Origin of the sequence: Acinetobacter variabilis, from assembly GCF_000369625.1 — a bacterium.
Classification (GTDB): domain Bacteria; phylum Pseudomonadota; class Gammaproteobacteria; order Pseudomonadales; family Moraxellaceae; genus Acinetobacter; species Acinetobacter variabilis.
Genome location: NZ_KB850113.1, coordinates 42,987 through 60,850 on the forward strand (window position 1 = coordinate 42,987; position 17,864 = coordinate 60,850).

Consider the following 17,864-nt stretch of genomic DNA (forward strand, 5'->3'; position numbering starts at 1 on the left):
AGTAGCTCAAGGAGGAGTCTATGCCATGTTATGCGATTGATGGGGTTATTCCTGTCGTCAGCCCTAAAGCTTATGTTCATCCTACGGCTGTGCTGATCGGTGATGTGATCATTGAAGCCGGAGTTTATATTGGTCCGTTCGCTTCGTTGCGTGCCGATTTTGGCCGGATTCATATCCAGAAAAATGCCAATGTACAGGATTCCTGTGCCATTCATGGATTTCCGGACAGTGTGACCTTGGTTGAAGAATATGGCCATGTTGGTCATGGTGCCATTCTGCATGGCTGCGTGGTACGAAAAAATGCCTTGATCGGTATGAACAGTGTAATTCTGGATGAGGCCGAAATCGGGGAGAATGTCATTGTTGGGGCCAACAGTACAGTTAAGGCTAAATTCAAAGTGCTAGCAAATAATCTGGTACTTGGCAGTCCGGCAAAAGTCATCCGTCCTTTAGAAGAAAAAGAAATTGCCTGGAAAAGCCATGGCACCGAGCAATATATCCAGCTCACTACACGTTGCCTGAATACCATGCAGGAAGTAGAAGCTTTAACCGAAAATTCCGCAGAGCGACGTAGTTATCAGAACTTTAAAGCGGATTATCAAATCAAGCAAAATAGTTAAACTCGCTGATTTTTAAAAAATTTAGATAATTAAAATACGCTAATTTTTTAGTTTTAAAATTATTGGAAATGAAACCAAATTACTATTGTCGCCTTTCCGGATCGAGTTAAGCTGTGAGAAAACAGGTCAGGAAAGTGCAGATGGAAAGTCGGGAATTTAAAGACCATTTCTCCCAGCAGTCCCAAGATTATGCCTTGTTTCGCCCGCATTATCCGGATACTTTGGGAAAGATATTGGCAGAGTTGGCACCGAGTACGAAAGTAGCTTTAGATGTTGGCTGTGGCTCAGGACAGTTTTCAGAGGTTTTGGCACATTATTTTGATCAGGTGATTGCCATTGATGCGAGTAGCAAACAAATCGCACAGGCCCAACCTCATCCGAAAATTCAATATCATCAGGCCTTAGCCGAAGAAATCCCATGTGTTGACCAGAGTGTGGATCTGATTTCAGTTGCACAGGCTGCACATTGGCTGGATCTGGACAAGTTCTATGCGGAAGTTCGCCGTATTGCAAAACCTAATACCATTTTAGCTCTTATTAATTATGGGGTATTCAGCATCGATGAAGAACATCTGAATCATTATTTCAGACATTTTTATGAAGTGACGATCGCGCCTTATTGGGCACCTGAACGCCGCCATGTTGATGAAGGATACAAAAATCTACCATTCCCATTTCATGAAATTGCTGTACAGCCGACGGTATTACAAGTCGAGTGGAGCTTTTACCAATTGATAGGCTATATGAGTACCTGGTCAGCCGTAAAAGCAGCTACCCAGGCACTCGGACATAATCCGCTGAATGTACTGGCAGATGCCTTATTGCCAGAATGGGAAGACCCAGAATTGCCCCGGGTAGTGAGCTGGCCGCTATCGCTACGAGTGGGAAGGATAAATCCAGATAAAGGAATGGATAATTAAATAAAAAGCCCAGTCTTAGCTGAGTTTTTATAATATTGAAGATCAATCAGCTTATTTGTTTAAAAGCATTTCCAGCACAAATTTGGAACCGATAAAACCGAGCGCCAGCAGGCCAAACCCAAGCAGGGTAAAGCGAACTGCTTTCTGGCCACGCCAGCCAAATTTCCAGTGTCCAATCAATAATGCGCCATAAACCAGCCAGGACACAATACTAAAGGCAGTCTTATGGGCCAGATGCTGGGCGAAGAAATTATCAATGGTAAAGAAGCCGAAACCCAATGCCAGTGTCAGTAAAATGAAACCGGTCATCAGCATATCGAACAATAAAGATTCCATATCTTGATAGGATGGCAACAGATTCACCCAAATCCGACGTTTCTGTTTTTTCTTCAGTTCACGGTCCTGAAACCGCAAAATCACGGCCTGAATCGTCGCCATCAATAACACAGCGTAAGCAGATAGGGACAAGATAATATGAATATCCAGACCCAGGGAATTCTGTGCAATGACTTTCGCTGGCTGGGTGAAACTAAAACCGAGGATCAGGCCGGTCGCAGCGACGGGAATACCAATCAGGTTTAGCGCAATAATCGGCCGATAGGTACTATAAATGATGCTTAGCAGCAACATTAGCCCTGAAGTAAAGGAAAGTAAGGCAAATACATCATAATTCATCCCCATCGGGGTATACATGTCACCTGATAAAACCAAAGCATGGAGTACCAGTCCAACTAAAGCTGTTAAGCCGACAAACCATTGATTTGGAGTACGTTTAGTCATTAAATGAATGAACAGATACCAAAAAGAGGAGGTATAAGCGATTAATGCTAAGATCGTGTAAACCAAGGGTAGGCTAAGCATGTCAAACCTTTTTAAGGGTGATGAATATTCATTTATATAAATTCAGTGCGAACTACAGTATCCTATAGCATTCTATGCATAAATTTTCTATTTTAAGAAACAATTTTTTGCTACTGGCTATTTTAAGCGGATTTTGCAATGTTTGATACCTTAACAGAACGACTCACGCAGAGTTTAAGAAATGTTACTGGCTCAGGGCAGCTAACCGAAGACAATATTAAAGATACGTTACGTGAAGTACGTATGGCACTTCTTGAAGCCGACGTTGCGTTACCTGTAACTCGTGAATTTATCGCGAAAGTTAAGGAAGAAGCATTAGGCCAGGAAGTGATGACTCAGTTATCACCAGGGCAAGCTTTCGTCAAAATCGTTTATGACGAATTGACCAAAATGATGGGCGAGGCCAATGAAAGCCTTGACCTTGCAGCGAAACCACCGGTGGTGGTACTGCTTGCCGGTTTGCAGGGTGCGGGTAAAACCACGACTGCAGCCAAACTTGCACGCTTTCTGCAAGAACGTCAAAAGAAAAAAGTGGCTATGGTGTCTGCCGACGTTTATCGTCCGGCTGCGATCAAGCAGTTACAGACAGTGGCTGGCGAAGTTGGCGCGATTTTCCTTGAATCAAGTGCTACTGAAAAGCCAATCAGTATCGTTAATCGTGCAATTGAACAGGCAAAAATCCAGTTTGCCGATGTGTTGATTGTCGATACCGCAGGTCGTCTGCATATCGATGACGATATGATGGAAGAGATTAAAGAGCTGCATGCAGCGATTAATCCGACTGAAACCCTGTTCGTGGTCGATGCCATGACTGGTCAGGATGCGGCGAATACAGCCAAAGCATTTAACGATGCGCTTCCTTTGACGGGTGTGATCCTGACTAAAACCGATGGTGATGCGCGCGGTGGTGCAGCACTTTCTGTTCGTGCGATTACTGGCAAGCCAATCAAGTTTCTTGGTATGGGCGAAAAACTGGATGCCCTTGAGCCATTCCATCCGGAACGTGTGGCACAGCGTATTCTGGGCATGGGTGACGTGCTTTCTTTGGTCGAAGAAGTTGAACGCAAAATCGACAAAGAAAAAGCCGAAAAAATGGCGAAGAAATTGCAGAAAGGCGGTAGCTTCAACTTTGAAGATATGCTGATGCAATTCGAGCAGATGAACAAGATGGGCGGCATGATGGGCTTCCTGGACAAACTTCCAGGTATGAGCAATTCTGGTATTCAAGATGCGATTGCGCAGGCGAATCCTGAAAAGCAAGTGAAGAAAATGGAAGCGATTATTCAGTCAATGACCATTAAGGAACGCCGTAACCCTGACCTGATGAATCCAAGCCGTAAAAAGCGTATTGCAGCAGGTTGCGGTATGGAAGTGTCAGAAGTCAACAAGCTGATCAAGCAGCATGCGCAAATGGCGAAGATGATGAAGAAATTTGCCAATCCGTCGGGTATGGCAAAAATGATGAAATCACTGAGCGGTCTGCAAAAACAGTTTGGTGGCGGCGGTGGTATGGGTCCACTGTTCGGCGGCAACGACAAAAAATAACTGTTTTAAATAAGAAAGGCGCGTATAGCGCCTTTTTTATTGTCTGTATTTTCTTTTATATCCACTTTAAACGAAACAACATTTGCTTACCCAAATTTCCAGAAAAATCAGGCAGACTCGAAAACATTCGAAATAAAATAATACAGAAGGATGTATCTAATGACTCAAGTGATTGTGGTGCATGGCTATACCGCAAGTCCTGAAGAAAACTGGTTTCCATGGATTCAGGAAAAAGCCCAGCAGGAACATGTCAGCTTGAAAGTACTCAGACTTGACCCATCGACTACGCCAAAACTGGAGGTCTGGGAACAGCAAATGCGTGAACAGATTGACGGGATTGACGAAAACAGTATTTTTATTGCACATAGCTTAGGATGTCTGGCTGCATTACATTATTTAAGTCGCGAATTAAAAAATCAAAAAATCAAACAACTGGTTTTAGTGGCCGGTTTTAATGGTAGACTGGGACGTCTGGAAGAAGTTAATCCTTTCATTGACGCGGCTGAAGTGGATTTTGATTTACTGAAACGTCAGATTGATGAACGTATAGTGATTTATTCGGAAGGTGATGATCGGGTTCAGCCTGACTTTAGCCTGGCGCAGGCGGAAAGTCTAGATGCTATCGTGGTCTGTGCCGAGCATCAAGGGCATTTCATTAATTCGCAAGGCTGTACTGAACTGCCGGAAGTCTGGCGAGTGATTCAGCCTTATCTGATCCAATCTTCCAATGAATAGGGAAGATGATGAATAGATTGGTTCAATGATGGCAGGATGAAGTTGAATAAGGAATATTGAATTTCATCCGCTAATAAATAATTAAAAACTTAACTTTTGTCGGAGCATTTTGCTCTCAATATAATAAGTACAATGCTATGAAAAATATAACGAAGAAAGTCTATATCGTGCCTGATTATCAGGCGACCTCAAATGACCACTGGTATCCATGGTTAAGCCGGCAGATCAAAGACGCAGGGTTCGAGGCCAAACGGATCATGCTGGCCAACCCTTTTCAACCTGATCTGGAAGAATGGCAGCACAACCTGAAACTGCAGATTCCGCATCTGGATGAGCATAGTTTCATTGTTGCGCATGGCTTGGGTGGCTTAAGTGCTCTAAAGTTTCTCGAAGATCACTATAGCCGTACGCAATTGAAAATTGGCGGGCTCATGCTGGTCGCAGCTTTTGATACACCATTGGTGGCCTGGTCGGAACTAAATAAAATGGTGCAGGCAGTAAAGTTAGATCTGAACAATCTATCACATGGTGCCAAACGCTTTGTAATGCTGCTTTCCAGCAATGATCCTTATGTGCCTGCACCGATTTCACTGCGTTTGGGCCATAGCCTGAATGCACAGATTTTTGAAATCAAAAATGCAGGGCATTTTAACAAGCTGGATGGCTATGCAGATTTTTCAAAGTTACTCGAGCTCCTCAAACTGTGTCTGGCAAATGATCTGCAAAATGCTGCAGGCCTTTAAGTAATAAGTCTGGTTCAATCACGGGCTGAAACCGTTCGAGATGCTGGGCAAAGAGTGCAGCATCTCCACCAGTCAGGATCAGCTGTGCCGGAAAATCTTGCAGTACTTTTTCAATGGTGCTGAGCAGACCGAATAAAATGCCATGATGCACGGCATCAATGGTATTGCGTCCAGGACTGAGTTCCTCGAAAGCTACATCTGGGATTTTAATGCCTTTGGTATTCTGGATCAGGGAATCGCGTTGTAAATACAGATTCGGCAGGATATAACCGCCGAGATGTTCTTGGCCTTGGGCTAGATCAATGGTCAGGGCAGTCCCGCAGCTGATGACACAGTAATTTTGATCGGCTGACTTGGCAACGGCCAGCACCTGCAACCAGCGGTCAATCCCAAGCTGTGAAGGATCATCATAGCCACAGATCAGACCGGCATAGCGTGCCTGTACTTTGGCAAAAACCACAGGAATGTTCAGGCAGGTCAGAATCGATTGAATACGGACATTATTCGCTTTGTCCAGTACTGAAGAAATTCCGACTTGATGCAGACCCAAACTTTTAAAGTGCTGAATCAAGCCAAGAAGTAAGTCGGCAGGGGATTGTAAATGCATTTCCGCGGCATGTTCAATGATCTGGTTCTGCTCCGTAATCCAGTATTTGAGCCGTGTATTGCCGATATCCAACCATAGTTTTTTCATTGAATGATGCCTGTTCAGCCGCCGTTTTTAAGACGGAGTTGCCCCTGATAAAATATCTGCGTACCTGCATCCGTTTCGATAATAACGGCACCATCGTCCTGAATGCCGAGGAAAGTTCCGGAATATTGGCCTTGAATATCGGTAAATTCAACTGTTTGCTGGAAAAATGCGGCATATTGCTTAAACCGTGCTGGTAGATTCTGACTGCCATAATTAAACCATTCACCCGCTTGCTGAATAGCCAGATACAACTCGGCAATCAGATCCACACGTGAAGCATGCTGTAGTCCCAATTCAGTCAGAGAAGTCACCTGCTGGTCTGGAACGCTTTCCGTGAGTGGACTGATATTGATCCCGACGCCGACCACCACCTGTTGGGTCGAAATCGGTTCAATCAGAATGCCGCCCCATTTCCCTTGCAGGCTGTACAGGTCATTGGGCCATTTTACCTGCAAGTCCAGTCCTTTTAGACTTGGCATTTGCAGGATATTTAATGCAATTTCCAGCGCCAGACGACCATCGATTGCTTTTTGTGTATGCAGCAATGTGCTTAAATAGATGTTCCCCTCAGGAGAAATCCACTGACGTTGACGCTGTCCACGTCCTTGGGTTTGCACGCGGCTACACACCAGTACCTGTTGTACCCCTTTGGTTGCTAGTTCCCGGACATCGTCATTGGTCGATGTGGTAATGGGCTTGATCAGCAGCACTTCAGGGAGTTGGCCTGCTTGACTTAAACGTTGCTGCAGTTCGCGAGTTTCTACATCCATTTGAATCTAAACGTGGTAAATGTCGTTATGGAGTTAATCATATATTTATTGATTGGTGCAATTGCAGGATTTGCCGCAGGCCTGTTTGGCGTTGGTGGTGGTCTGATTATCGTGCCAATCCTGTACATTGTTTTTACCCAGCTCCAGTACAATCCAAGCGTGATTATGCATATGGCAGTCGGAACTTCTCTGGCCACGATTATTGTGACCTCAATTAGTTCGGTGATGGCGCATCATCAGAGAGGGGCAGTGTTATGGGAGGTAGTGCGTAATCTGGCACCCGGCCTGGTCATTGGCTCATTCTTAGGAGCTGGAATTGCAGATTATTTATCGGGCCAAGGTCTGCAATTGCTGATTGGCTTCTTTGCAGTCTGGATTGCATTCAGAATGTTTAGAGGCGCACATTATCAGGTTGATCCGAATCAGAAATTGCCTTCAGCCGCATTACAGCTGGCAGCGGGTGGTGGCATTGGCGTGGCATCGGCCATATTCGGGATTGGTGGCGGCAGTTTGACTGTGCCTTTCCTGAATCGTTGTGGTGTCGTCATCCAGAAAGCGGTAGCCACTTCTGCTGCCTGCGGTTTGCCGATCGCGGTGGCCGGTGCCTTAGGTTTCATCTGGTTTGGTCAGAAAGCTGAAGTCGAAGTGCCAAATACGATTGGTTATATTCATATTTATGCGTTTATTGGTATTAGTGTGATGAGTTTTATTACTGCAAAATTTGGTGCAAAAGTGGCGCATTTATTATCACCAGTTCTATTAAAAAAATGTTTTGCGGCCTTACTGACTACAGTTGGTCTGTATTTTATCTATCAAGGCTTTACTACCTGAACTACTCATTTTTTATTAGCTAAATTTTTTGAGGAGAATGGGTCACTATTCTCCTTTTTCTTTGACTGGGTTGGCTGTATAGACACAAGATTGTCTGACAATGTCAAAGTATTTTCTGCAAAAAAGCCGTTTAATAACTGAAAAGTCATCCAGAATGACTGCACTTGCATCAATAAAAATAAGACAGGAACAGTATGCAACAACAAGAAGCACACAGTTTGTCTGAACAGATTGCCAAGCATATCAGTGAACAGATTATCCGGGGTGAACTGGTTGAAGGCGAACGCATCCAGGAACTCAGAATTGCATCGGAGCTTGACGTCAGTCGGGGATCAGTCCGAGAAGCCTTGCTCTTGCTTGAACGTACCCAGTTGATTGAAATCTTCCCGCGTCGCGGCGCTATTGTCTCGGAAATGTCGGCCATGCAGGTTCGTGCCCTGTTTGACCTGACCTCTTTATTGCTGGGGCAGATGGTACATCGTATGGCAGAGACCTGGCGCAGTCATGAGGCAGAGCGCATTCAGCTATTATTAGAACAATTGGAAGCCGAAACCCGCCAAGGCCATACCGAAAAGTTTTATGATTTGATCTTTCAGGGAATGGCCCAGCAACAGGAGATGGTCGGTAATCTTTACCTGATGCGCTACTATCAGGAACTGCTGCCATCTTTACGCCGTAGCTATTTTCTGACCCTGAATATTTCAAGACGTGAGCTACAGGAATCTTTTGAATTATTTAAACTGGTGACGGAAGCGATTTTAATTCGTAAATCCCATCAGGCGACGTTATTTATGGAAGATTTTTGTCGACACTTGCGCAACCTTGTGTTGGAATCTCTGACACGGATGAAACAAATTGAACTCGCGTGGGCCAGACGCTCACGACGTTAAATCAGGACACTATGCGTTTAAGCAGTTTAAAACTTTCAGGCTTCAAATCTTTTGCTGACAGTACCACCTTACACTTCAAGGATAACCGGACTGCAGTGGTGGGACCCAATGGTTGTGGTAAATCAAATGTGATTGATGCCATACGCTGGGTAATGGGTGAGTCCAGTGCGCGCCAACTACGTGGTGGCAGCATGCAGGATGTGATTTTTACCGGAACAGCCAAGCGCAAACCGGTGGGCATCGCCAGTGTAGAACTGCGCTTTGATAATACCTATGGCAAGCTGGGCGGTGCGTATAATGCCTATAATGAGCTGGCAGTGCGTCGTCAGGTTAACCGTGATGGTAAGTCTGAATATTTCCTGAATGGCACCAAATGCCGACGTCGTGATATTACCGATATTTTTCTGGGAACCGGTCTAGGACCGCGTTCTTATGCAATTATTGAACAGGGCATGATTAACCGTCTGGTGGATGCCAAGCCGGAAGAAATGCGAGTCTTTATTGAAGAAGCTGCCGGTATTTCCCGTTATCAGGCACGTCGCCGCGAGACCATGCTGCATCTGGATCACACGACGCAGAACCTGTCGCGTCTGGAAGATATTGCCTCAGAGTTAAAGTCTCAGCTTAAAACCTTAAAACGCCAGTCAGAAACTGCGATTCAATATAAAGAACTGGAAGGCCAGATCCGTACCATCAAGATTGAAATCCTGTCGTTCCAGTGTGGACAAAGCCAGCGTTTGCAAGAAGAATATACTGTGCAGATGAATACGCTGGGCGAGAATTTTAAGCTGGTACGTTCTGAATTGACTACTGTTGAGCATGATCTGGGAGCGACCAGTGAACTGTTCCAGCGCCTGATTCAACAGTCCACACCGCTACAAACTGAATGGCAACAGGCCGAGAAAAAGCTCAGCGAACTGGAAATGACCTTGCAGCAAAAGCAGTCCTTATTGCAGCAGAACTCAAGCAGTCTGGTGAAGCTGGAAGAACAAAAAGCGCAGACCAAAGAACGTTTACAGCTGATTGAATTGCAACTGGATACCCTGTATCAACAACTCGAAGATCAGACTGCACAATTGCAGCAGCAGGAAGGTCAAAGTCAGGAACAAAACCAGGGTCTGACTGATCTGAAATCCCAGCAAGGCACAATTGCTGCCCAGTTTGCTCAAATTAAAACCCAGGTTGAGCAACAGCAACAACGTAAACAGCAAATGCTGGCGCAAAGTGAACAGCTGGCTAAAAATATTGTCCGGATTGAACAGCAAAAAGAAACCTTGCAGCAGCAGGCAGCACAAATTCAGCAGCAAGCGCAGCAAGAAGAGCTGGAACAGTATCAGGCTGATAAAGCTGAAGCTGAACAGCAAATCACTGGCTTTGAGTCTCAGCTCAAAACACTGAAAACTGAGCTTGAGCAGCTACAGGCAGAACAGGCAAGTCAGCAGCAATTGTTCATACAGCTGAAATCGGAAATTCAGGTGCTGCAATCAGAACGCAAAAACCTGAGCCAGTTACTGACCAAAGCCAATCCAAACGTCAAAGCGGATGTGGTGCAGTTAATGCAGGTGTTGAAGCTGAATCCACAGGCCAAAGCTCATGCCAGCCTGATTGAAAAGTTCCTGGCGAAATGGCTTTCTGCACAAGTATTAGAAGAAACTGAGCATTTTTTAGAGAATAGTGCACGCCAGCTTAAAGCTCAGATGATACAGGATAATATTCAGATCGCTGAACTCCATTGTTTAGCAGACTGGATTGAAGCGCCTCAATATTCGCTCTGGCAACAGGTGGCCGTAGCTGAGAACTTTAAACAGGCAGTTGGTTTACAAACGCAGTTGCGTACAGGCCAATCAATTCTTAGTCTAGATGGCTATCATGTTGGACCAGATTGGGTAATTGCCTTGGACTATGATGAAGCCAGTCAGGCGGGACAAGGGGCATTGAGTCATCGTATCCGTCTGGATGAAATTGAGCAGCAACTGACTCAGCTTGAACCGAAATTCGCAGATCTAGAGCAACAGTTACCTGAACTCACTGCTCAAGTAAAAACTTTGCAAAGCCAGATTCAAAGCATCAATGAGCAGCAGAAGCAGGCACAAGAGCAGTTACAACAGCTTGATCTGAACATTGCCAAAGTCCAAAGTGCGACACAGGCCTTTGCGGTACAAAAACAGCAACTGCAGAACCAGTTACAGCAACTGGATGAGCAGCTGGAAGAAGATGCGATGCAGAAAGATGATCTGGAAATTGATCTGCATGCACTGAATCTGAAACTGGAACAGGCACTGCCCAATTACAAGACCTTGCAATTTCAGCTGGAAGAACTCAATGCTCAACTTGAAGACTCACAGCTAGTCACTCAGCAAGCGCAGCAGGAATTAGAAGTACTGCGCCGTCAAACAGTACAAAGCCAGCAGCAGGCTGAACTGCTAGAAAAAGACCAGCTGTTTTTAAAAGAACAATATCAGCAGATTATTGCGCAAATAGAACAGGCTAAAAAGTTTGTTGATCCGGTACAGCTGGAATTGCCAGCTTTACAGAGCCAGTTTAATGAACAGGCGCTGATTACGGAAAAACTGCAAAAGACCTGGGCAGACTGGCAGATCGAGTTGAATCAGATCCAAAGCAAGCAGCAGCACCTGACTGAGCAGCGCCACACTTTCCAGCAGCAAGATGAACAATTGCGTACTGAACTCGAAGCCAAACGTCTGGCTTGGCAAGCTACCAAATCTGATTTACAGCATTATTCAGAACAACTGAAAGAATTGAATAGTGAAGTAATTTCAGGGCTGAATATTGATGTAAAAGTACATCAGGCCAAACTGGAAAAAGCACAGGCTCAATTCGATAAACTGGGTGCAGTGAATCTGGCAGCTTCTGAAGAGTATGAAGAAGTTTCGAAACGCTATGACGAACTCAGCCATCAGATTCAGGACCTGGAAAATACCGTTGAACAGCTGCAGGCAGCAATGAAAAGTATTGATCAGGAAACCCGTAAGCTGTTTATGAATACCTTCGATCAGGTCAATGCCGAGCTACAAAACCTGTTCCCGAAAGTATTTGAGGGCGGTGAAGCGAGTTTAAGTCTTGAAGATGGATGGCAATCGGGTGTAAAACTGATGGCTCGCCCACCGGGCAAGCGCAACAGCTCACTGGCATTGCTTTCTGGTGGTGAAAAGGCTTTAACCGCATTAGCACTGGTCTTTGCAATTTTCCGCCTAAATCCGGCACCATTCTGTGTATTGGACGAAGTGGATGCACCGCTGGACGATGCCAATGTGGGACGTTTTTGTAATTTAGTCAAAGAGCTTTCTGAACAAGTGCAATTTATTTATATTACCCATAACAAACTTGCAATGATGATGGCGACTGATCTTTTAGGTGTAACCATGCCTGAACCGGGAACCTCAAAATTAGTGACAGTAAATTTGGAACAGGCAAAAGAATACGGCTTAGCTGCGGAGGTATAACATGGAAATCACCACAATTATCGGGATTGTTATTGCAATTGTGATTATGCTATTCGGCATAAGACTGATCTTGAAAAAACCTGCGGAGGCTGTACCGTCACTGGATGCGGATCTGCATATTGATCCTGACAGCCAGACTCCGGTTATTCCAAGGCATGTACGATCTCAACTGTCTAAAACAGAAAGTCCGGCAGCTGCACGTGTGGAACCGAGTCTGAATGAAGAAGCAGTAGACAACATTGCACCTGAGACAGAACAACAAGAAGCAGTCAAAGTAGAGCCAACTTTGGTTGAAACCGCCCAGCCAGAAACTAAAGCAGCAAGCCGACTCGACACACCGGTGGTTGCAGAAGAAGCAGAACCGGAAGTAGCCAAAACTGAAGAAACCGCAACATCTGCTGAACAAGAAAATAAGCCTGAAACAGTAGAAGTAGCAGAAACAGAAAAAGAGCCTAAAGCAGCTGAATTTAGCCTGAATAGTAATATTGAAAAAGCTGAAATTTCTGACTTTAATGATGAAAGCAGTATTCTCGATGCACATCTCCATGAGCAAAAAATTGTGGATGAAGAATGTTCGCTGGCTAATGCTGAAACGATTATTTCATTGCATGTTTATCCACAAGGCCGTGCTCTTTCAGGCGAAAAAACCCTAAAAGTTTTACTGAAATATGGCCTGCGTTATGGTGAGTTAGCATGTTTCCATCGTTATAGTGAAGATGGCTCGAAACTGCTATTTTCGGTGTTGCGTATGGCGGATACCGGTATGGAAGGTTTTGACTTAGAAACTTTGTCGACTGAAGAAGTCAAAGGTCTGGCGTTCTTCCTAGCTTTACCGCATAGCGATGTACAGAACGCCTTCGATACCATGGACAGCATTTCACGTCTGATTGCGCGTGAAGTGGATGGTCTGGTTTATGATCAGAACCAGCAGGAAATGACCCCGCAATTACGTGAATTCTGGCGTCATCAGGCGATTGATTATCGTGCTGGACAGACTGCAGAAGTTTAATATTCCAATATTGAATCTGCAGAATCCGATTTTTATAATAGCGAAAAGCTGAATATTGTATAGGGCGGATTTTCCGCCCTTTTTTATGGTGAAATTATGACCCAAGATGCCACTGTCATTGCGCAAATGCGTCAATTGATTCAACTGATTGCCAAGCATAATCATGCTTATTATGTGATGGATCAACCTACGATTGAAGACAGTGAATATGATCAGCTCTTTCATCAGCTCAAAGCTTTAGAAGAACAATATCCACATTTACAACAGCCAGACACACCGACAGTTAAAGTAGGCGGTCAGGCACTTTCCAAATTTCTGACCGTAACGCATGCGGTGCCAATGCTGTCTTTAGGCAACGTTTTTAATCAGGATGATCTGTTTGCTTTCGCACGCCGTATTGAAGAGCGTTTACCCAATCAAAAGATTGAATACGATGTTGAGCTGAAATTTGACGGTCTGGCAATTTCCCTCTGGTATGAACATGGCGTACTGGTTCGTGGTGTCACTCGTGGTGATGGGGAAACTGGCGAAGATATTACCCAGAATGTTAAAACCATTCGTAACCTGCCGAAATTTCTGTCTCCAGTGAATGGCGTGATTCCAGAATTACTGGAAGTGCGAGGCGAAGTGCTGATGCCGAAATCCGGCTTTGAACGTCTGAATGCGGCCAATGCAGCGAAAGGCGAAAAAACTTTTGCCAATCCACGTAACGCTGCGGCCGGCAGTTTACGCCAGCTTGATCCGAATATTGCAGCTTCTAGACCTTTGGCTTTCTATGCTTATGGAATTGCCCAGTGTGTACCACATCATGGTCAAACCACAATGTCAGGCAGTCTGGAATGGCTACAGCAATTTGGCTTTGCTGTGGGTGAGCGGCATTTTATCTGCAGTAGCATCCAGGAAGTGCAAAAAGTTTACGAGCAGATCATTGAAGAACGTTCAAAGCTTAGTGTCGAAATCGATGGTATGGTCATTAAGGTCAATGACCTGAAACAGCAACAAAAACTGGGTTTCTTGAGCCGTGAACCACGTTGGGCAACCGCTTATAAATTCCCGGCAGTGGCGGCACTGACCACCGTTGAAAATATTGACTGGCAAGTGGGCCGTACCGGAACGTTGACCCCTGTGGCACGTTTAAATCCGGTTGCCGTGGGCGGTGTGACGGTTTCCAATGTGACCCTGCATAATATTGGTGAAATTCACCGTCTGGATGTAAGAATCGGAGATACCGTCAGCGTTTATCGTAGTGGTGACGTGATTCCTAAGGTTGAAAAAGTCTGGCCAGAATTTCGTCCTGCCGATGCTGTAGAAGTGTATTTACCTGAGAACTGTCCGGTGTGTGGTTCTCCAGTCGTCATGCCGGAAGGTGAAGCACTGGCACGTTGTTCAGGTGAACTGTATTGTGCGGCGCAGCGCATCGAAACCATCCGTCACTTTGTTTCACGTAAGGCTATGGATATCGAAGGTCTGGGCGATCGCTGGGTGGAGTCACTGTTACATCTCAATCTTTTAAAAGATGTCTCGGATATTTATCACTTGCATGAGCATCGTGAGCAATTACTGCAAATCGAAAAAATGGGTGAAAAGTCCGTTCAAAATCTCATTGATTCGATTGAGAACAGCAAGAAAACTACATTGGCAGCGTTTATTTATGCGCTCGGGATTCGTGGCGTAGGTGAAACGACAGCACGTATGCTGGCCAATACTTTCCAGACTCTCGACGCTTTACGTAGTGCTGATGTAGACGCTTTAAAGAAAACACCGGATGTTGGTGATATTACCGCAGAGTGGATTGTTGATTTCTTCCAGGCACCGCATAACCTGGAAGTATTGGATCGCTTGTTGGCTGCCGGTATTCATTGGGATGCGCCAATTGCACCAACGCGCCAACCACTGAATGGTGAAAGCTGGGTAGTGACTGGAACTTTAAGTTCTATGGGACGTGATGAAGCAACACAACTGTTGCAAGCCTTAGGTGCACGGGTCAGTGGCAGTGTATCGAGTAAAACCAAATGTGTGGTGGCGGGTGAAAAAGCGGGTTCTAAGCTCGATAAAGCAGAAAAACTCGGTGTGCCCGTGATCAATGAAGCGCAATTTATTGCTTTGATGAAAGAGCATGGGCAAATCGAAGAATAATCAGTTCTAAACAATGACTCAAATAAAAAAAGACACCCAGGATGATGAATCTTAAGGTGTCTTTTTTATTGCTAATTCAAAACTATAGGTGAATGAGAGGGGAGGATAGACAAATACAAGGATGGGTTCGGCAATGTAAGTTGAATTCACGTACAATAGATTCATTTGCAGGTATAAATCCTGCCTGATTGATTTTGTTCTCCCTTTGATTTATTGGCATACACATGGCGCAAGCAAAGAAATCTTTTCCGCAACAAAAATCGCAATTACATGCACGAAATCTGCATCGCAGTCGTTACGATTTTCCTCAACTCATCCAGAGCTGTCCGGAACTTGCGCCTTTTGTCAGCCCGAATCAATATAACGATCTTTCAGTCAATTTTTCTGATCCTCAAGCTGTGAAAATGCTCAATAAAGCATTGCTCAAGCATTTTTACGGCATTCAATATTGGGATATTCCTCAAGATTATCTTTGCCCACCGATTCCAGGTCGAGCGGACTATATTCACTATTTGGCGGACTTGTTAAGTGATAGCAATAAAGGTCAGATTCCAACAGGGCGTGCAGTTCAGGTGTTAGATATTGGGATAGGTGCGAACTGTATTTATCCGATCATTGGGCATCGTAGTTATGGTTGGAAATTTGTCGGCTCAGACATTCATTCGGCATCGGTTAAAAGTGCTCAATTTATTGTAGAGGCAAATCCGAATCTCAGGAAGGGGATTCAGATTCGATTGCAAAAGACACCGAGCAATATTTTCAAAGGTGTGATTAAACCTTCAGATCGTTTTGATTTGACCCTGTGTAACCCACCATTTCATGCTTCGCAAGATGAAGCAAATGCCACAGCAACGCAAAAATTACGCAAACTTGGCAAACCGGTTGATCGGTCTAAAGTGGTGTTAAACTTTGGTGGACAAAAGAACGAGTTGTGGTGCGACGGTGGAGAAGAACGCTTTGTTTGCCAGATGGTACAAGAGAGTACACAGTTTGCTGAGCAATGTCTTTGGTTTAGTACACTGGTTTCTAAGAAAACCACATTGCCTATGCTATTAAATACCTTACGTAAGTGCGGTGCAGTGGATGTAAAAACCATTAAAATGACGCAGGGGCAAAAAGAGAGTCGTTTTGTGGCTTGGACTTTTCTAAATACAAAGCAACAGCAAGCGTGGAAAAATGCGCGTTGGACTTCTGCTTAAGTAGATTTTTAAGCAGTCGTCATAAGCTTGCCGATAAATGACTTGATGCATAAGCTCAAACTTAATCTGACAGATACAATAAAAATCGGTCACTGTCAGATCGGGTTTGAGCGAGTACGATTAAGGAATATATTTTTTTACCAGACCATCATCCAGTAATTGCTGGAAATGTTCGACCAGACTCTCTTTTACCGGACGGTATTCCAGACCGAGTTCATCCTTACTTTTTTGGGCATTAAAGAAAATTGGATAACCCATATTGAGTTCAACAAATTTACGGCTAAAGCCTGCCAGAGGACCAAAAATCTTGAAAGCCGTTTTTGGCAACTGGTTGCGCGGAAACGGGAATTTTGGACCAAATGCTTCACGCAGGATTTTCCCCATTTCTAGCAGGCTTAAAGTCTCACTACAGATAATATAACGGCCATGCGCTTCCGGATTAAAGGCGGCACGGATATGGGCTTCAGCAACATCCTGAACATCCACCACACCATTCCACATCGGTGGAACGCCGAGTAAAGTCATGCCATTGGCAAACTGTTGCAGAACTTCCACACTGCCTGATTGAGTATTAGGCGTTAAGGATTCCCCAAAGACCAGTGCCGGATTGATACAGATCAGGTCCCAGCGATCCTGCGCTTCCGCCATTTCCCAAGCTTTGCGTTCTGCCATGACTTTGGAATACGGATAAGGCTGATGGGTTTCTGAACTGGTGGTATTCCAGTGAGATTCATCAAAACTAGTGTGCTCGGTTTGCAAAATATCAATCGCATCCCCATACGTTGAGGCAATACTTGAGGTGACAATCACACGTTTGACAGATTCAGTTTTATTGACACTATTCAGCACATTTTGCGTACCCAGAATTGCTGGTTCAATAATGTCTTTAAGCGCATCCTTATAATTGGTGACCACAAAAGGCGAGGCCATATGAAAGACAATTTCACAACCTTCCATGGTCGCATCAAAAGAACCGGGCTTGAGCAAGTTGGCTTCAAACAGCTTTAAGGTTCCCGGACTGCTGTCTGCAATTTGTTCTAGGTGTGTATAACTCTGAGTTTTATTCAGATCGCGTACAGTGGCATGTACGGTATAACCCTGTTTTAAAAGTTTCTGGATGACCCAACTGGCGATATAGCCAGATGCGCCGGTGACCAGAACAGGTGCTGTGCTATGTTGTAATGTCATATTTAAACCGTTGTCGTTTTAACTTCTTTCATCGTAGGCACAATTATGCATGAACCAGGCCAAACAGGTGAGTCCAAAATAAAAATAAGCAACAAGATAAGTGCTTATTAATATTTACAAAAATTAACGTTTGAATATTCCAGCTTGCTGGATTGAATAAAAACGGAACGAAAAATGCAAGATATTGTTTTATAAATGGGATTTGGTCGAACAGAGAGCGTAAATGCAAGTGCTTCTCATTTTAATTATATAAAAATCA

At 44.6% G+C, this 17,864-nt stretch carries 15 protein-coding genes; 11 read left to right on the forward strand and 4 right to left on the reverse strand.

The annotated features are described in order from the left end of the window. The first annotated feature begins 20 nt into the window (after nt 1-20). Nucleotides 21-620 (forward strand): hypothetical protein, encoded by a 600-nt coding sequence (locus F897_RS05955; RefSeq protein ID WP_005234234.1) that lies wholly within the window; start codon nt 21-23, stop codon nt 618-620. A 140-nt stretch (nt 621-760) separates the two neighbouring features. Then, complete coding sequence (locus F897_RS05960; RefSeq protein ID WP_005234236.1) at nt 761-1,540, forward strand: class I SAM-dependent methyltransferase; 780 nt, start codon at nt 761-763, stop codon at nt 1,538-1,540. A gap of 51 nt (nt 1,541-1,591) precedes the next feature. Here F897_RS05960 and F897_RS05965 read toward each other — a convergent pair whose 3' ends face one another. Beyond that, a complete protein-coding gene (locus tag F897_RS05965) occupies nt 1,592-2,401 on the reverse strand; it encodes a cytochrome C assembly family protein (protein WP_005234238.1) in 810 nt (269 codons plus the stop codon). Between the two features lie 138 nt (nt 2,402-2,539). Here F897_RS05965 and ffh point away from each other — a divergent pair, with 138 nt between their 5' ends. The 3 genes from ffh (at nt 2,540) to F897_RS05980 (ending at nt 5,424) form a co-directional block, all read left to right on the forward strand. Then, nucleotides 2,540-3,946, forward strand: coding sequence for a signal recognition particle protein (gene ffh, locus F897_RS05970; RefSeq protein ID WP_004783356.1), 1,407 nt, complete (start codon nt 2,540-2,542; stop codon nt 3,944-3,946). A 159-nt stretch (nt 3,947-4,105) separates the two neighbouring features. After that, nucleotides 4,106-4,681 carry an RBBP9/YdeN family alpha/beta hydrolase gene (locus F897_RS05975; RefSeq protein WP_005234240.1) on the forward strand — a complete coding sequence of 192 codons (576 nt, stop codon included), beginning with the start codon at nt 4,106-4,108 and terminating at the stop codon, nt 4,679-4,681. A gap of 137 nt (nt 4,682-4,818) precedes the next feature. After that, nucleotides 4,819-5,424: an RBBP9/YdeN family alpha/beta hydrolase gene (locus F897_RS05980; protein WP_005234241.1), complete on the forward strand. Its 606-nt coding sequence runs from the start codon at nt 4,819-4,821 to the stop codon at nt 5,422-5,424. On the opposite strand, the gene F897_RS05985 is transcribed toward F897_RS05980, so the two are convergent. Both F897_RS05985 and F897_RS05990 read right to left on the reverse strand, forming a co-directional pair. Continuing rightward, nucleotides 5,378-6,118 carry a type III pantothenate kinase gene (locus F897_RS05985; protein WP_005234243.1) on the reverse strand — a complete coding sequence of 247 codons (741 nt, stop codon included), beginning with the start codon at nt 6,116-6,118 and terminating at the stop codon, nt 5,378-5,380. The genes F897_RS05980 and F897_RS05985 overlap by 47 nt on opposite strands. Before the next feature lie 14 nt (nt 6,119-6,132). After that, nucleotides 6,133-6,888: a biotin--[acetyl-CoA-carboxylase] ligase gene (locus F897_RS05990; RefSeq protein ID WP_005234244.1), complete on the reverse strand. Its 756-nt coding sequence runs from the start codon at nt 6,886-6,888 to the stop codon at nt 6,133-6,135. 27 nt (nt 6,889-6,915) lie between these two features. On the opposite strand from F897_RS05990, the gene F897_RS05995 reads away from it, so the two are divergent. The 6 genes from F897_RS05995 (at nt 6,916) to rlmF (ending at nt 16,417) form a co-directional block, all read left to right on the forward strand. Then, nucleotides 6,916-7,719, forward strand: coding sequence for a sulfite exporter TauE/SafE family protein (locus F897_RS05995; RefSeq protein ID WP_005234245.1), 804 nt, complete (start codon nt 6,916-6,918; stop codon nt 7,717-7,719). 194 nt (nt 7,720-7,913) lie between these two features. Next, on the forward strand, nt 7,914-8,609 hold the full coding sequence (locus tag F897_RS06000; RefSeq protein WP_005234246.1) for a GntR family transcriptional regulator: 696 nt from the start codon (nt 7,914-7,916) through the stop codon (nt 8,607-8,609). Nucleotides 8,610-8,620: 11 nt separating this feature from the next. After that, nucleotides 8,621-12,073 carry a chromosome segregation protein SMC gene (gene smc, locus F897_RS06005; protein ID WP_005234247.1) on the forward strand — a complete coding sequence of 1,151 codons (3,453 nt, stop codon included), beginning with the start codon at nt 8,621-8,623 and terminating at the stop codon, nt 12,071-12,073. Nucleotide 12,074: 1 nt separating this feature from the next. Continuing rightward, nucleotides 12,075-13,082, forward strand: a complete 1,008-nt coding sequence (locus tag F897_RS06010; protein ID WP_005234248.1) for a cell division protein ZipA C-terminal FtsZ-binding domain-containing protein — start codon at nt 12,075-12,077, stop codon at nt 13,080-13,082. 96 nt (nt 13,083-13,178) lie between these two features. Then, complete coding sequence (gene ligA, locus F897_RS06015) at nt 13,179-15,218, forward strand: NAD-dependent DNA ligase LigA (protein ID WP_005234249.1); 2,040 nt, start codon at nt 13,179-13,181, stop codon at nt 15,216-15,218. A 224-nt stretch (nt 15,219-15,442) separates the two neighbouring features. Next, nucleotides 15,443-16,417: a 23S rRNA (adenine(1618)-N(6))-methyltransferase RlmF gene (gene rlmF, locus F897_RS06020; protein ID WP_005234251.1), complete on the forward strand. Its 975-nt coding sequence runs from the start codon at nt 15,443-15,445 to the stop codon at nt 16,415-16,417. Nucleotides 16,418-16,537: 120 nt separating this feature from the next. Here the strand turns inward: rlmF and F897_RS06025 are convergent, their stop codons facing one another. Then, nucleotides 16,538-17,605 (reverse strand): SDR family oxidoreductase, encoded by a 1,068-nt coding sequence (locus F897_RS06025; RefSeq protein WP_005234253.1) that lies wholly within the window; start codon nt 17,603-17,605, stop codon nt 16,538-16,540. Nucleotides 17,606-17,864 lie beyond the last annotated feature (259 nt).

What these genes read in the sequence shown, in the direction of transcription:
- smc (WP_005234247.1), top strand. Translation starts at nt 8,621, where the DNA reads ATGCGTTTAAGCAGTTTAAAACTTTCAGGCTTCAAATCTTTTGCTGAC.
- F897_RS06010 (WP_005234248.1), top strand. Translation starts at nt 12,075, where the DNA reads ATGGAAATCACCACAATTATCGGGATTGTTATTGCAATTGTGATTATG.
- F897_RS05995 (WP_005234245.1), top strand. Translation starts at nt 6,916, where the DNA reads ATGGAGTTAATCATATATTTATTGATTGGTGCAATTGCAGGATTTGCC.
- F897_RS05985 (WP_005234243.1), bottom strand. Translation starts at nt 6,118, where the DNA reads ATGAAAAAACTATGGTTGGATATCGGCAATACACGGCTCAAATACTGG.
- F897_RS05965 (WP_005234238.1), bottom strand. Translation starts at nt 2,401, where the DNA reads ATGCTTAGCCTACCCTTGGTTTACACGATCTTAGCATTAATCGCTTAT.
- F897_RS05960 (WP_005234236.1), top strand. Translation starts at nt 761, where the DNA reads ATGGAAAGTCGGGAATTTAAAGACCATTTCTCCCAGCAGTCCCAAGAT.
- rlmF (WP_005234251.1), top strand. Translation starts at nt 15,443, where the DNA reads ATGGCGCAAGCAAAGAAATCTTTTCCGCAACAAAAATCGCAATTACAT.
- F897_RS06000 (WP_005234246.1), top strand. Translation starts at nt 7,914, where the DNA reads ATGCAACAACAAGAAGCACACAGTTTGTCTGAACAGATTGCCAAGCAT.
- F897_RS06025 (WP_005234253.1), bottom strand. Translation starts at nt 17,605, where the DNA reads ATGACATTACAACATAGCACAGCACCTGTTCTGGTCACCGGCGCATCT.
- F897_RS05980 (WP_005234241.1), top strand. Translation starts at nt 4,819, where the DNA reads ATGAAAAATATAACGAAGAAAGTCTATATCGTGCCTGATTATCAGGCG.
- ffh (WP_004783356.1), top strand. Translation starts at nt 2,540, where the DNA reads ATGTTTGATACCTTAACAGAACGACTCACGCAGAGTTTAAGAAATGTT.
- F897_RS05990 (WP_005234244.1), bottom strand. Translation starts at nt 6,888, where the DNA reads ATGGATGTAGAAACTCGCGAACTGCAGCAACGTTTAAGTCAAGCAGGC.
- F897_RS05975 (WP_005234240.1), top strand. Translation starts at nt 4,106, where the DNA reads ATGACTCAAGTGATTGTGGTGCATGGCTATACCGCAAGTCCTGAAGAA.
- ligA (WP_005234249.1), top strand. Translation starts at nt 13,179, where the DNA reads ATGACCCAAGATGCCACTGTCATTGCGCAAATGCGTCAATTGATTCAA.
- F897_RS05955 (WP_005234234.1), top strand. Translation starts at nt 21, where the DNA reads ATGCCATGTTATGCGATTGATGGGGTTATTCCTGTCGTCAGCCCTAAA.